General features: G+C 63.0%; 11 protein-coding genes and 2 pseudogenes. All 13 read right to left on the reverse strand.

Going from position 1 to position 14,508, the window contains the following annotated elements; genetic code table 11:
• Window positions 1-22: 22 nt before the first annotated feature.
• Complete coding sequence (gene bamA, locus FPZ08_RS06245) at window positions 23-2,152, reverse strand: outer membrane protein assembly factor BamA (protein WP_146289181.1); 2,130 nt, start codon at window positions 2,150-2,152, stop codon at window positions 23-25.
• 183 nt (window positions 2,153-2,335) lie between these two features.
• A complete protein-coding gene (gene rseP / locus FPZ08_RS22765; protein ID WP_342780168.1) occupies window positions 2,336-3,013 on the reverse strand; it encodes an RIP metalloprotease RseP in 678 nt (225 codons plus the stop codon).
• 112 nt (window positions 3,014-3,125) lie between these two features.
• Window positions 3,126-3,560: pseudogene (locus FPZ08_RS22770) on the reverse strand (site-2 protease family protein); the annotation flags it as partial.
• Entirely contained in the window at window positions 3,517-3,717 is a 201-nt protein-coding gene (locus tag FPZ08_RS21850; RefSeq protein WP_186767226.1) for a phosphatidate cytidylyltransferase, read from the reverse strand. The gene FPZ08_RS21850 and the pseudogene FPZ08_RS22770, both read right to left, overlap by 44 nt.
• Window positions 3,653-4,378, reverse strand: coding sequence for a phosphatidate cytidylyltransferase (locus FPZ08_RS06260; protein ID WP_146289183.1), 726 nt, complete (start codon window positions 4,376-4,378; stop codon window positions 3,653-3,655). The genes FPZ08_RS21850 and FPZ08_RS06260 overlap by 65 nt, the downstream gene beginning before the upstream one ends.
• Window positions 4,375-5,136 (reverse strand): undecaprenyl pyrophosphate synthase, encoded by a 762-nt coding sequence (locus FPZ08_RS06265; protein ID WP_146289184.1) that lies wholly within the window; start codon window positions 5,134-5,136, stop codon window positions 4,375-4,377. Before FPZ08_RS06265 ends, FPZ08_RS06260 begins: the two co-directional genes overlap by 4 nt.
• A 29-nt stretch (window positions 5,137-5,165) precedes the next feature.
• A complete protein-coding gene (frr, locus tag FPZ08_RS06270) occupies window positions 5,166-5,720 on the reverse strand; it encodes a ribosome recycling factor (RefSeq protein WP_146289185.1) in 555 nt (184 codons plus the stop codon).
• Between the two features lie 18 nt (window positions 5,721-5,738).
• Window positions 5,739-6,465, reverse strand: a pseudogene (gene pyrH / locus FPZ08_RS06275) (UMP kinase).
• 200 nt (window positions 6,466-6,665) lie between these two features.
• Entirely contained in the window at window positions 6,666-7,592 is a 927-nt protein-coding gene (gene tsf / locus FPZ08_RS06280) for a translation elongation factor Ts (RefSeq protein WP_146289186.1), read from the reverse strand.
• 72 nt (window positions 7,593-7,664) lie between these two features.
• Window positions 7,665-8,459, reverse strand: a complete 795-nt coding sequence (gene rpsB / locus FPZ08_RS06285) for a 30S ribosomal protein S2 (RefSeq protein WP_146289187.1) — start codon at window positions 8,457-8,459, stop codon at window positions 7,665-7,667.
• A gap of 197 nt (window positions 8,460-8,656) precedes the next feature.
• Window positions 8,657-9,169, reverse strand: coding sequence for a hypothetical protein (locus FPZ08_RS06290; RefSeq protein WP_146289188.1), 513 nt, complete (start codon window positions 9,167-9,169; stop codon window positions 8,657-8,659).
• Window positions 9,170-9,198: 29 nt separating this feature from the next.
• A complete protein-coding gene (gene dnaE / locus FPZ08_RS06295) occupies window positions 9,199-12,657 on the reverse strand; it encodes a DNA polymerase III subunit alpha (protein ID WP_146289189.1) in 3,459 nt (1,152 codons plus the stop codon).
• A 343-nt stretch (window positions 12,658-13,000) separates the two neighbouring features.
• Window positions 13,001-14,482 (reverse strand): SulP family inorganic anion transporter, encoded by a 1,482-nt coding sequence (locus tag FPZ08_RS06300; RefSeq protein ID WP_146289190.1) that lies wholly within the window; start codon window positions 14,480-14,482, stop codon window positions 13,001-13,003.
• Window positions 14,483-14,508: the final 26 nt, after the last annotated feature.

A 14,508-nucleotide genomic window follows, 5' to 3' on the forward strand; every position in this document is an offset into this window, starting at 1 on the left:
GAACTGTCTCATGCCACGACGGCTAGAACAAGGTGGACATGGTCAGCTGGAAGACCTGAGTCCGGTCCGAAGTCGACTTGTTCAGCACGTGGGCGAAGTCGCCACGCAGCGGGCCGAACGGGCTGTCCCAGATCAGCGAGGCGCCGATCGAGGTCCGCCACGGCACGTCGACACTACCCGGGTCGATCGCATTGCCATCAAGGCGCGGCGTATTCACGCCATCAACCCAGGCCGCATCCGCCCAGACCGCACCGCTGAGGCCGTAGCTCTCGGGAATGCCCGGCAGCGGGAACTGCACCTCGGCCGACACGCCGGCATAGGCCACCGCACCGAGGAACTCGCCATTGGCGCCATTCACGATACGCGGGCCAAGGCCACGACCTTCGAAGCCACGAATGAGCTGGGAACCGGGGCTGAAGGCTTCCACAGAGTGGACACCATTGCCGCTCAGATCGTTGATGATACCGGCCTGACCACGAACACTGGCGACGATACCGCTATCCTCGATGAGAGGCATGAAGTAGCGCGCCCGCGCCTCGGATTTGATCAGGCTGTGATCCCAGCCGATATACTGCTGCGTAAAGGTGGCCAGCAGACCCTCGGTCGGCGACTTGTTGTCGTCGAGGCTGTTCCAGGTCAGCGTGTAGCCGATGAAGCCCTTGTAGAACTCATGGCCATTGACCACGAGCAGCGAGTTATCGGGATCCTTGTCGACAATGACCTTGCGCTCCATGCCGGCAAACACGGTGCCGGACAGATCGGCCGTCAGCGGAATGCCAAGGCGGAACTGGCCACCGGTCGCTTGCGAACCATAGAAGCCGGTCGAGGTTTCTTCGGTGATGCGATGATAGACATCGACGCCAGCCGAAACCTTGAGGCCCATGAAGCGGGGTTCGGTGAACGAGAAGTCGAAGGTACGGCCGGCCTGCGAAGCGCCGATGGCGGCACGCAGATACTGGCCACGACCCAGGAAGTTACGCTCGGTCAGCGAGACTTCGCCCAGCACACCGTCGGTGGTGGAGTAACCGGCCGTCGCGCCATATTCACCGGTCGAGGTTTCCGTCACGGCGATATTGACCACCACCTTGTCGGGCGCAGAGCCCGGACCCGTGGTGACATCGACAGCCGAGAAGAAGCCGAGATCGTTGATATGCTCGCGGCCACGCACCACCAGGGCACGGTTGAAGGGGTCGCCTTCGGCGAACTCCAGCTCACGACGGATGACGAAGTCACGCGTCTTGGTATTGCCGGTGATGTTGATGCGCTCGACATAGAGCCGCGCACCCTCATCCACGAGATAGGTCACGTTGAACGTGCCATTCGTCACGTCGCGATCGAGCCGGGCCCGAACGTCGACGAAGGAATAGCCCTGGACGGTGGCTTCGTAGGCCATGTCCTCGATCGAGGCCTGCAGGTCGCTGGCGGAATAGGCACTGCCCTTCCCCGTCTGCACCACACCCGTGAGGGCATCGGTGTTGAGGCCTGCAATGCTGGTCTCGATGCCGACATTGGAGAATGCGTACTTCTGGCCTTCATTGATGGTGAAGTTGATGAAGTAGGCGTTCTTGCTGGCATCATATTCGCCAACCGACGTCACCTGGACGTCGGGATAGCCGCGATTGGCGTAATAGAGGCGGATGCGCTCGCGATCGACCGCAAGCTTGCGCTCGTCATAGCCGTCATCCTTGAACAACCAGCTCAGAATGCCGGTTTCCTTGGTGAGCATGGTGCTCTTGAGGCTATTGGCGCCAAAGGCGTTGTTGCCGGTGAAGTTGATCGCCGCGATGCCCGCGCGATTGCCTTCATTGACGGTGAAGATGACACGAACGCGACCATCGCTGGTCGCTTCGGTCCGCGCCGTCACGGAAACGGAAAGGAACCCGTCGCGATCATAGGCCTGGCGGATACTCTCGATATCCGCAGCCACACGCTGCTGGGTGAAAATGCCGGAGGCCGACACGTCGACCATGGCCAGAAGCTGGTTATCGGAGAAACGCCGGTTGCCCTCGAAGAGCACCGCACCGACCAGTTGTTCCTGAGCCTGAGCAGTCACAGCGCCAAGAAGCGGAATGCTGGGGCCAGCAAGTGGCGCTGCACCCAGAATCGCAAGCGCCAGAAAAGCGCCGCGCATCAGCTTGGTGGGATGGATCATATTATTATTGCCTCTGCGACCGGGCCTGAGGAATCGCCATGCACAGCGCTCCCCCAAGCTAACTCCATTGCACCGTTTTACCGTCTTTTTAACCAAGGACAAGGCGGAAGCCTCGACGCGGTTAGCAAATGATTGGTGCTCTTGTATTCCTGCAACACCTCACAAACCTAGGTTAACCGGGTGTTAACGCAGGATTCCGAAGTAGGCGAACAGTGTGTCGTTGAACAACGTGAACACCATGAGCGCAAGCACCAGGGCAAAGCCGAAGCGGAACCCCATTTCCTGCACCCGCATGCTCAGCGGACGCCCTCTGACAGCTTCAACCAGATAGTACAGAAGGTGTCCGCCGTCGAGCATGGGAACCGGCAAAAGGTTGAAAATACCGATATTTAACGAAAGCAGTGCGGTGAGATTTATGAGTGCGACAATGCCGAGAGTCGCCACCTCCCCCGAAACCTTGGCCACCTTGACCGGCCCGCCCAACTGCTCGACATCGCCGCGCCCGACGAAAAAATCGCCCAGGAAGGCGGCTGTGCGCTGGATGATGAAGCGAATCTCCTCGACGGTCATGCCGACAGCCTCGACCGGGCCGGGGCGGTAAAGCGTCACATCGGTTTCGGCGACATCGCGGCTCACCCCGACTCGGCCGATCCGCTGGATGTTGCCGAAGCGATCTTCCACCTCGACCGCCTCGGGTGTGAGAACGATGGTTTCAGCGGCGCTGCCGCGCTCGAGATCAATGGTCACGGGCCGTTCCGGGCTGGTGGCCACCAGGCGCTGGAAATCTTCGAAACCATGCACGGCATAGCCATCGACGGCGATGATGACGTCGCCGGCCTCGAGGCCGGCCGTCTCGGCCACCGAGCCGGCAATGACTTCGCCGACCACCGGGGGGAATGGTGTAGCGCCCATAGCCCAGCAGCAGCGCGTAGAGAATGAGGAAGGTCAGGATGACATTGGCCAGCGGACCGGCCGCGACAACGGCAATCCGCTGCCACACATTCTTGTTGGCGAAGAGGTGCGGCGCCAGTGCCGGGTCCACCTTGGCCAGGGCATCCGGGTCAGGAACGCTGGCGGCGTTCATGTCGCCGGCAAAGCGTACATAGCCGCCCAGCGGAATGGCCGAAATCTTCCAGCGCGTGCCATGCCGGTCGTTCCAGCCGATCAGTTCGCGCCCGAAGCCGATGGAGAAGGCCTCGATCGCCACGCCATTCCAGCGGGCCACCAGGTAATGCCCCATTTCGTGCACGAACACGATGACGGTGAGCACCGCCAGGAACGGCACGACATAGGACAGAAGCCAGTAGAGAAAATCGAACATGGGCATCCTTGCGTCAGCGAATGCGGCGCCTATGCACCATTCGCTACCAGTAGAGCAGGCCTTCGGCCACCGAGCCGTAGCCCGCATGCAGCGCCCCGACCAGCAGCACCAGCAAGACGCCGAATGTGAGGCTGTCCAGCCGGTCCATCAACCCGCCATGGCCAGGAATGATGTCGCCGCTATCCTTGATCCGGAAATGCCGCTTGATGGCACTTTCGCTGAGATCGCCCAGTTGGCCAAGCACGCTGATCGTCGCAGACAGGACCAGGCCGATCCACCAGGGGGGAGTCGGTGACCAAGGTCCAGACCAGGAGCCCTGCCCCGGTGCCGAGCGCCAGCCCGCCCAGCGCCCCCGACCAGGTCTTGGACGGCGAGATATCGGGCGCCAGCTTTTCCCCGCCGATCTGCCTTCCGGTAAAGAAGGCCGCCGAATCGGTCATCCACACCACCGTGCCGAGATAGACCCCGGACCAGACGCCGGCCAGCGTGTCGCCCCGCATGGCCAACGCCGCCACGATGATGGCGCCAAAGGTCACCAGCCCCAGGATGCGCCACAGCACGCCCTCCCCGCGCATGCCCACGGCGACAGCACAGGCCAGGGCAACGACGGAAATGGTGCCCACCGGCCCGAACAGCGGATAGATCACCCCGGAAACCGCCAACAGGCCCACCAGCACCATGCCTGATGGCGTCAGCGGGGCGCGAGAAACCATGGTTTCCCATTCGCGATAGGCGCCGGCAAACACCGCGCCCACCACGGCGGCAAACACATAGCTGCCGATGTAAAGGGCGGTCGCCGTCAGCGCGATAAGGACCAGGGCAGAGACGAGACGAGGCCCCAGATCGGACCAGCTACGGCGGCGACTGACGACAGGATCTGACGCTGGATCGCCTGGATTACTCACGATCGCTCCGCCTCGATGCCACCAAAACGCCGGTCGCGCCGCGAAAATGTCTCCAGCACCCTGATAAAGCTGGCTTCGCCGAAATCGGGCCAGTTTTCATCGACGAAGACGAATTCGGCATAGGCCGCCTGCCACAGCAGGAAATTGGAAATGCGCTGCTCGCCGCTGGTGCGGATGATGAGATCGGGATCGGGCAGGCCGGCCGTATAGAGCGCTGCGGCGATCGTATCCTCGGTAATGGCCTCTGGCGCCAGCCGCCCGGCTGCGACCTCACCGGCAATCCGGCGCGTCGCCTCGGCGATTTCGGCCTTGCCGCCATAGTTGAAGGCAACGATCAGCACCAGGCCGGTATTGGCCTCCGTCTTGGCCTCGACATCATCGATCAGGCGCACCAGGCTGGGCTCCAGCCCGGCGCGGCTGCCGATGATGCGGACCCGCACATTATTGCGAATCAGGCTTTGAAGGTCGGATACAACGAACCGCCGCAGCAGGTTGAAGATAAACGATATCTCGTCCTTCGGCCGCGTCCAGTTCTCGGACGAGAAACTGAAGACGGTGAGGTGCGGCACCCCGTAATTGATGCACAATTCGACCAGGTTGCGGAGCGCCTTGACGCCCTCGATATGACCTTCGGTGCGGCGCTTGCCGCGCGCTGCGGCCCAACGGCCATTGCCATCCATGATCACGCCAAGATGCATCGGAATGCGCAGGCGCGGGCGCGGCGCAATATCGGCTTCTATGGCTGGATCGATGGACATCTACGCCCTCCCGGCGCAGTTCAGTCGGCTTAGACCTGCATGATTTCTGCTTCTTTGGCCGCAACGACCTGGTCGATCTCGGCCACGGCAGCGTCGGTGGCCTTCTGCACCAGGTCGGACTGCACGCGGGAATCGTCCTGGCTCAGATCGCCATCCTTCTCGGCCTTCTTGAGCGCGTCCATGCCGTCGCGCCTGATGTGGCGCACAGCCACACGGGCCGCTTCGGCATAGTTATGGGCCACCTTGGCCAATTCCTTGCGGCGCTGCTCGTTGAGCTCGGGCAGCGGCACGCGGATGATCTGCCCCTCGCCCATCGGATTGAGGCCCAACCCGCTGTCGCGAATGGCCTTTTCGACGGCATTGGCCATCTGGCGATCCCAGACCTGCACGCTCAGCATGCGCGGCTCCGGCACGGTCACGGTGGCAACCTGGTTCAGCGGCATGCGCGAGCCATAGGCCTCCACGGTCACCGGCTCCAGCAGGCTGGCGCTGGCGCGGCCGGTCCTGAGGCCCGTCAGTTCATCGCGCAGCGAAGCGATGGACTTCTGCATGCGGTTTTTCAGGTCGGGGAGGTCATAGGCCATATCAGTCTTCCTTCCAGGCTAGAGCGGCTTGCCGACACGGGTCGAACGGGTGGTCCCCGCCAGCACGCCCGCCAGGCCTGCCGCGTCGTCGAGAGCATATACGATTATCGGCATGGCGTTGTCGCGGGCAAGGGCAAAGGCCGCAGTATCCATGACGCGCAGGTTCTTGCCGATGACTTCGTCATAACTGACGGTGTCGTAGCGCGTGGCATTCGGATTCTTCACCGGATCCTCGGAATAGACACCGTCGACCTTGGTGCCCTTGAGCACGACATCGCAGTCCAGCTCGATGGCGCGCAAGGTGGCAGCCGTATCCGTGGTGAAGAATGGATTGCCGGTGCCCCCCGCCCAGCACCACGACATAGCCCTCTTCCAGCGCCAGCTTGGCGTCACGTGCGGTGAAGGTGTCGGCCACCGACGGCATGGAAACGGCGCTGTAGGGCTTGGCCTTGGCGCCCTGCCGGGAAATGGCATTGCTGAGGGCCAGGGCATTGATCATGGTGCCCAGCATGCCCATAAGGTCGGCGGTCACCCGGTCTGTGCCATCGGCTGCCCCGGCCATGCCGCGAAAAATATTGCCGCCGCCGACCACGATGGCGATCTCGACGCCGCTATTGGCAACATCGGCGATCTGCTTGGCCACGGCCTGCAGGAAAGGCGGCTCGATGCCGAAGGAATTGTCCCCTGCCAGCGCCTCGCCCGAAACCTTGAGGAGAATGCGTTTGTAGGCAGGCGCCATCGGCAAACCCCTTTGACAAGAACATGGATGGGGCACCGAATCCGGCGGCACCCGGCAGACCCTATGGCAAAATCGCCTTCAACAGAAGGCGTGGCACCATCGGAACGTGAATAACGGCTGGGTTTTTGCGCTCGATCCCGCCCAAATCATGGCCGCCGGGAGAGCAACGGGCAGGCCCGTGGGCCTGCCCGCAGAATAGTTGGGTATTACTTGACGCCGGCCGTGGCGGCCACTTCGGCAGCGAAGTCCGTCTCGGCCTTCTCGATGCCCTCGCCCAGCGCATAGCGCACGAACTTGGTCAGCGTGATCGGAGCCCCGACATCCTTCTCGGCATTCTTGATCGCATCGCGGACCTTGGTCTCGCCATCGATCACGAAAGTCTGCGCCAGGAGCGTGACTTCCTCGAAATACTTGCGCATGCGGCCATCGACCATCTTTTCGGCGATCTCGGCCGACTTGCCCGATTCCTTGACCTGCTCGAGGATGATGGCGCGCTCGCGAGCGACAACGTCCTGATCCAGTTCCTCAGGCGAAATCGCCTGCGGCTGGGCGGCGGCGATATGCATCGCGAGCTGCTTGCCAAGGGTGCTGAGCGCAGCCTTGTCGCCGGTTGATTCGAGCGCCACCAGAATGCCGATACGGCCGAGCCCGCCCTTGACGGCATTATGGATATAGCTCTCGACCACACCGTCGCTGACCGAGACGATCTCGGTGCGGCGCAGGTTCATGTTCTCGCCGATCTTGGCGATAGCCTCGGTCAGTTCGGCCGAAACCGAATGGCCCGAACCGGGGAACGGCATCTCGCCGAGCTTGACCACATCGCCATCGGCATCGAGTGCCAGCTTGGCAACGCTGCCGACAATGTCCTGGAACTGCTCGTTGCGGGCAACGAAGTCGGTTTCCGAGTTCACTTCGACGACGGCAGCCTTGGTGCCGGCAGTGGCAACGCCAACCAGGCCTTCGGCGGCCACGCGATCGGCCTTCTTGGCGGCCTTGGCCAGGCCACGGGTGCGCAGCCAGTCGACCGCGGCTTCCATGTCGCCATTGGTTTCGGCCAGGGCCTTCTTGCAGTCCATCATCCCGACGCCGGTCGAGTCGCGGAGCTGCTTGACCATTCCTGCAGTGATTTCCATGGGTTCACCTCTTGGCGACCCCGTTGCAGGGGTCGCATTGGTTCAAATCAGTACGAAAGACGCGAAACGCGCTTAGTTGGCGGCAGCAGCCGGGGCTTCGGCGGCCGGGGCTTCGTCGCTCGGCAGCTCTTCGGCCGGAGCTTCCGACGCGGCGCCGAGATCGGAGCCGAGGCCCGAAGCCGAACGGGCGATGCCGTCGATGGCGGCGCGGGACACTAGCGAGACATAAAGCTCGAGAGCGCGCGAGGCGTCGTCATTGCCGGGAATGGCATAGTCGACGGTATCGGGATCGCAATTGGTGTCGACGATGGCCACGACCGGAATACCCAGGCGACGGGCTTCCTTGATCGCGTTGGCTTCCTTGTTGGTGTCGATGACGAACAGGAGCGAGGGCAGATTGCCCATGTCCTTGATGCCGCCCAGGTCACGCTCAAGGCGTTCCTGCTCGCGGCTCATCATCAGGCGCTCCTTCTTGGTGCGCAGGGCCAGTTGGTCTTCGCTCATCGATTCGAGTTCACGCAGGCGCGAGATCGAGTTCGAGATCGTCTGCCAGTTGGTCAGCGTGCCGCCGAGCCAGCGGGAATTCACATAGTACTGGGCCGACTGCTTGGCGGCATCAGCCACCAGCGGAGCGGCCTGGCGCTTGGTGCCGACGAACAGCACGCGACCGCCATCGGCCACGGTGTCGGACACAAGCTGCAGCGCGCGGCTCAGGGCCGGCACGGTCTGGCTCAGGTCGAGAATGTGGATGTCGTTGCGAACGCCAAAGATGTAGCGCTCCATCTTGGGGTTCCAGCGGTGCTTCTGGTGACCGAAGTGGACGCCTGCTTCGAGCAGTTGACGCATAGAAAAATCGGGCAGTGCCATGATGGCTGCTCCTTGTTTACCGGTTGATGCCTCCACGAAGCCTTGCGACGGTCTCCCGCCACCGGATGGCTTTCCGATTGCTCGAAACGCCTGCCTCGTGTGTGAAATCGCGCTGACACGCAGTCAAACGCAGGGGCGATATAGGGGAAGCGCGTGAAAAGCGCAAGGGCGTGCGGGCGGCGGCTTGTTGTCGGCTTTCAGAGCCAGAGCAGCAGGATGGGCGCGACGATCGCCAGGATGCCGGCAACGATCCACCGAGCACGCCCATCCATGGCCTGCACGTCACTCACCAGCCAGCGCTTCACGGCGAAATAGCCGGCGACGACAAGCAGGCTGTAGATGACGGCCCACATCAGCACATACCAATTGCTGCCGAAGATGCCGATGGCCAGGCCAAAGCCCGTCAGCGCCCCGAGCACGCCATAGCCGATGTCGAACAGCAACGCCGTGGCAATCGACAGCACGCCCCACAGCCTGGGCGCGACGATGGCCAGCGCCGCGGTGAACAGCCAAATGGCCATGATGGCCTGCAGCGTAGAGGAACTGCTGAGCGAGGTGATGATCGCCGTCAGCCGTTCCTGGCTCGACAGCCCCACGACCGAGGCCAGATAGTTCAGGACGGCCGCCAGCACGAAGAGAAAGAAGGCACAGGCCGCCATGACGGCAAAGCTACCGGCAATGCGTTTCCACTGAATCTGCTGCTCGGGCATTTGGCCCTCCCCGTTCTACGGAACCAGCCTCAGTGTAACCGCACATCCGTCACGCCATCCAGCGCCTTGATGCCGCCGGCGACTTCGGCGGTGAGGCGATAGGCGCCCGGCAGCTCGATCTCGTATTCGCGCGCGCCGCCGTCGCGGATGACGACGAAGTTGACCTTGCCCTCCCCGCCCCGCTTGAGCTGGGCGTTGATGGAGCCGAGTGCCTTGGCGTCGGCGGCAAAGACCGTGAGGCGGCGCTCGATCGTGTCTTCGATGCCGTCAATGGCCTGAGCCGAAAGCAGGCGCAGGCTGATGCCTTCGGCGCGCTCGTCGGCACCCACTTGCAGGATGACCGACTTGCCCGGCTGCAGCAGCGCGCCAAATTCGGTGATCTGCTCGGAAAAGGCGATGACTTCGAAACTGCCGGTCTGGTCGCTGAGGGTCAGGATCATCATCGGCGTGCCCTTGCGGGTGCGCCGGTCCTGCCGCCCGCTGATCGTGCCGGCCAGCCGTCCGGCCGAGGCGCCATCCTTGACTGCGCGCTCGAAATCGCCCCAGCGCTGCACGCGCAGCTTCTCGAAGAGGTCCGAATAAGCGTCGAGCGGATGGGCCGAGAGGTGAAAGCCGATAGCCGCGAGTTCCCGGTCGGCCCGCTCGGTGGTGGACCAGGCCGGCACGCCCGCCGGCAGGCGGATGGGCTCGGGCTCGCCCATGTCGAACATGTTCCACTGGCCCTCATTGCGCTCGGTGGTGAGCGAATGGGCCATGGCCATGACCGCCTCGATAGCGGCAAAGGCAACTTCACGGCTCGACACGATAGCGTCGAAGGCGCCGGCATTGGCCAGCGTTTCCAGCGTGCGCTTGGAGAGAACGCGCGGATCGACCCTCCGGGCGAAATCGCCGAGGTCTTTGAACGGGGTATCGCCACGCACCTCGACAATATGCTCGGCCACCTGCCGGCCCACACCTTTGACGGCGCAAAGGCCATAGAGAATGCGTTTGTCCTTGACCGAGAACACCACCTGGGACGTGTTCACGCAGGGCGCGACCAGCTCGATATCGTGGCGCTTGGCCTCGCTGCGGAACTCGGCCAGCTTGTCGGTATTGCCCATGTCGAGCGTCATCGAAGCGGCGAGGAATTCGTGCGGGTGATGCGCCTTGAGCCAGGCGGTCTGGTAGCTCACCAGCGCATAGGTCGCCGCATGGCTCTTGTTGAAGCCGTAATTGGCAAACTTGGCCAGGAGGTCGAAAATCGTGTCGGCCAGGCTTTGCTTGAGCCCGTATTTGACGGCGCCCTCGCGGAAGCGCTCGCGCTGCGCATCCATCTCGGCCTTGATCTTCTTGCCCATGGCGCGGCGCAGCATGTCGGCTTCGCCGAGCGAATAGCCTGACAGAAGCTGAGCGATCTGCATCACCTGCTCCTGGTAGACGATGACGCCATAGGTCTCGTCCAGCACCTGCGAGAGATCGGGATGGGGATATTCCACCTCTTCGCGGCCGTGCTTGCGGTCGTTGAACAGGGGAATATTGTCCATCGGACCGGGGCGATAGAGCGCCACGATGGCGATGATGTCCTCGAAGCGGTCGGGCTTCATGTCGACCAGCGCGCGCCGCATGCCGGCGCCTTCCACCTGGAACACGCCGAACGTATCGCCCTTGGCATAGAGATCGTAGGTCGGCTTGTCGTCGATGGGGATATCTTCGATGCGCAGATCGCCGCCATCGAGATTGACCATCTCCACGGCATATTCCACCGTGGTCAGCGTCTTGAGGCCGAGGAAGTCGAACTTGACCAGCCCCGCCGCCTCGCTCCACTTCATGTTGTACTGGCAGACCGGCATGTCCGAGCGCGGGTCGCGATAGAGCGGCGCCAGGTCCTGCAGCGGCCGGTCGCCGATGATGATGCCGGCAGCATGGGTCGAGGCGTGGCGGAACAGGCCTTCGAGATTGCGGGCGATGGCGATCAGGTCCGCCACGGTCTCGTCTTCGTCGGCCATGGCCTTGAAGGCGGGAACGTCGTTCAGCGTCCGCTCGATGGACCATGGATCGGCCGGATTGGCCGGCACCAGCTTGCAGAGGCGATCCACCTGCCCATAGGGCATCTGCAGCACGCGGCCCACGTCGCGCAAAACGGCGCGCGCCTGCAGCGTTCCGAAGGTGATGATCTGCGCCACCTGCTCGACGCCGTATTTCTGCTGGACGTAATGGATCACCTCTTCGCGGCGATCCTGGCAGAAGTCGATATCAAAGTCAGGCATCGACACGCGTTCCGGATTGAGGAAGCGTTCGAACAGCAGGTTATAGGCCAGCGGATCGAGATCGGTAATGGTGGTGGCATAGGCCACCAGCGAGCCGGCGCCCGAGCCACGGCCCGGTCCCACCGGAATACCCTGCGACTTGGACCAGCGGATAAAGTCAGCCACGATAAGGAAGTAGCCGGGGAACTTCATCGACTGGATGATGCCAAGCTCGAATTCCAGCCGCTGCCAATACTCTTCCGCGGTCTTGCCCGGCGCTGGGCCGGGACTGGCGAGGCGGGCCCGCAGCCCCTCCTCCGCCATGGCGCGCAAGGCGGCCGCTTCGGCGGCCACGGCATCGGCATCGCTGAGATCGGGCGCGGCGGCGAATTTGGGCAGGATGGGGCTGCGCGTGCGCGGCCGGTAGGACACGCGGCGGGCGATTTCCACCGTGGAGTCCAGCGCCTCGGGAATGTCCGAGAACAGCTCTGCCATCTCGGCACGGGTCTTGAAATAATACTGATCGTTGAGCTTGCGCCGCTCGGTCTGGGCCAGCACGGTGCCGCCGGCAATGGCCAACAGCGCATCATGCGCCTCGAACTCCTTGGCGGACTTGAAGAACGGCTCGTTGGTGGCGACCAGCGGCACGCCCTTGCGATAGGCATAGTCGATCAGGCGCGGCTCGACGGCGGCTTCCTGCACCCGGCCGTGGCGCTGCAATTCGATATAGAAGCGGTCGCCAAACAGCTCGGCCAGCCGGTCGAGCCGGCGGATGGCGTTGGCGTCCTGCCCATGGGCGAAGGGCATGTCGATGGCGCCTTCGGGCCCGCCGCTGAGGCAGATGAGGCCTTCTAGGCTATCAGGGGTCAGCCAGTCGAGCCTGGCCCGCGCCGTGCCGGAGCCGTCGCCCTGCAGATAGGATTGCGACACCAGGCGCGAGAGATTGGCAAAGCCCGCCTCGGTCTGCGCCAGCAGGACGACGCTGGACTTGCCGGCCCAGGCGACATGGCCGCGCTCGCTGATGCGCTCCTCGGCGGCAGCGAAATCGATGGCCAGTTCCACCCCGGCCAGCGGCTGGATGCCCTTCTTGCTGGCCTTCTCGGAAAATTCCAGCGCCCCGAACAGGTTGCCGGTATCGGCTATGCCCAGAGCGGGCTGGCTGTCCTCGGTCGCGAGCCTGAGAATCGTCTCGAGCTGAAGGGCACCCTCCAGCAGGGAATAGGCCGAATGGACGTGAAGGTGAATGAAGCCGGGACCGCGCATGATTGCCCTTTATGACCGGCCCGGCGCGGCTTCGATACCGCCGCCAGACCGCAATCCACAGGAAGGGTCACACGAGTCGGGTCAGCACATCCATCCAGGTCAGCGAGCCGACCGTGAAGGCACCCAGCGTGACGAACGCGGCGAAGTCCTTGATGAAGATGAGCATCTGCATGTCTCCGTGTTGCTATAATGTTCTTATAAGTTCATCTTTTGTTCCTGTCTATCTGTGATCTCCGGGAACAGCGGGGATTGGCCGGAACTGGTTAGCAAAGCGTTAGGAAACGTTCACGGACTGTTAGCATTGACGGGCCGCATGCGTGAATCGGCGGCCCGCCAAAAGGGGTCAGTGACCGAGCACGATATCGGCATCGGCTTTCTGGTGGACGCCGAGATTGTCGACGATGGTGGCGCTGGCCTTGTTGAGCCCGCTCAGCGAGACGTCGACGCCCAGCTTGCGGAATTTCAGCACCGCCTTGTCGATGCTGGCAACGCTCGAAATGTCCCAGATATGCGCATGGGTCAGGTCGATCACCACGCGCTCGACTTTCTCCGAGAAATCGAACGCCGCCATGAACTGGTCGGCCGAGGCGAAGAACAGCTGGCCGGTGACGTGATAGATGCGCACCTTGCCGTCTTCGCTCAGCTCCGGCCGCACGGAAAAGATCTGCGCGATCTTCCAGGCGAAGAACACGCCAGACAGCAGCACGCCCACCAGCACCCCGATGGCCAGGTTATGCGTGCCGACCACGAAGGCCACGGTGGCCAGCATGACGAAGGAGGACGAGCGCGGGTGATCGCGCAGGTTGAGGATGGAGCGCCAGTCGAAGGTGCCGATCGACACCATGATCATGATGGCGACCAAAGCCGCCATGGGAATGATGCGCAACAGGTCGCCCAGCACCACCATGAGGACGAGCAGATAGGCGCCGGCCAGGAAGGTCGACAGCCGCCCTCGCCCGCCCGAGCGCACATTGATGCCCGACTGGCCGATCATGGCGCAGCCGGCCATGCCGCCGAAAAAGGCCGAGGCGATATTGGCGATGCCCTGGCCGAAACTCTCCTGGCGCTTGTCGCTGAATGTATCGGTCGCCTCATCGACGATCTGCGCCGTCATCAGCGATTCCAGGAGGCCCACCGCGGCAACGCCGACGGCATAGGGCAGGATTATGATAAGTGTATCGAGGTTTAGCGGCACTTGCGGAATCAACAGATGCGGCAGGGCCCGCGGCAGGTCGCCCATATCGCCGACCGTGTGCAGGTCCATGCCGGACAGCCAGGCGAGCAAAGTCAGCACGATGATGCAGACCAGCGGCGACGGTACTGATGTGGTGAGGCGCGGGAAAAGATAGATGATGCCCAGGCCCAGCGCGAGCATGGGATAGGTCAGCCAGGGCACATGGATCAGTTCAGGCAGTTGCGCCATGAAGATCAGGATGGCCAGCGCATTGACGAAGCCGGTCATGACCGACTTGGACACGAAGCGCATGACCTGCTGCAGGTTGAGCCAGCCGGCGAGCACTTGCAGCAGGCCGGCCAGGATGGTGGCAGCCAGCAGATATTGCAGGCCATGGTCGCGCACCAGCGAGCCCATGAGCACGGCGGTGGCGGCCGTGGCAGCCGAAATCATGGCCGGGCGGCCGCCAACAAAGGCAATGGTGATGGCGATGACAACCGAGGCATAGAGCCCAACGCGCGGGTCTACCCCGGCAATAATGGAAAAGGCGATGGCCTCGGGCACGAGGGCCAGGGCCACGACGAGCCCGGACAGCGCATCGCCGCGCAGATTGCCGAACCACTCGCGGCGGTATTGGTCGAGATTGAACATGAGGTGAAAATCCAACACGCGTCCCG

The organism is Devosia ginsengisoli (genome assembly GCF_007859655.1).
GTDB lineage: Bacteria > Pseudomonadota > Alphaproteobacteria > Rhizobiales > Devosiaceae > Devosia > Devosia ginsengisoli.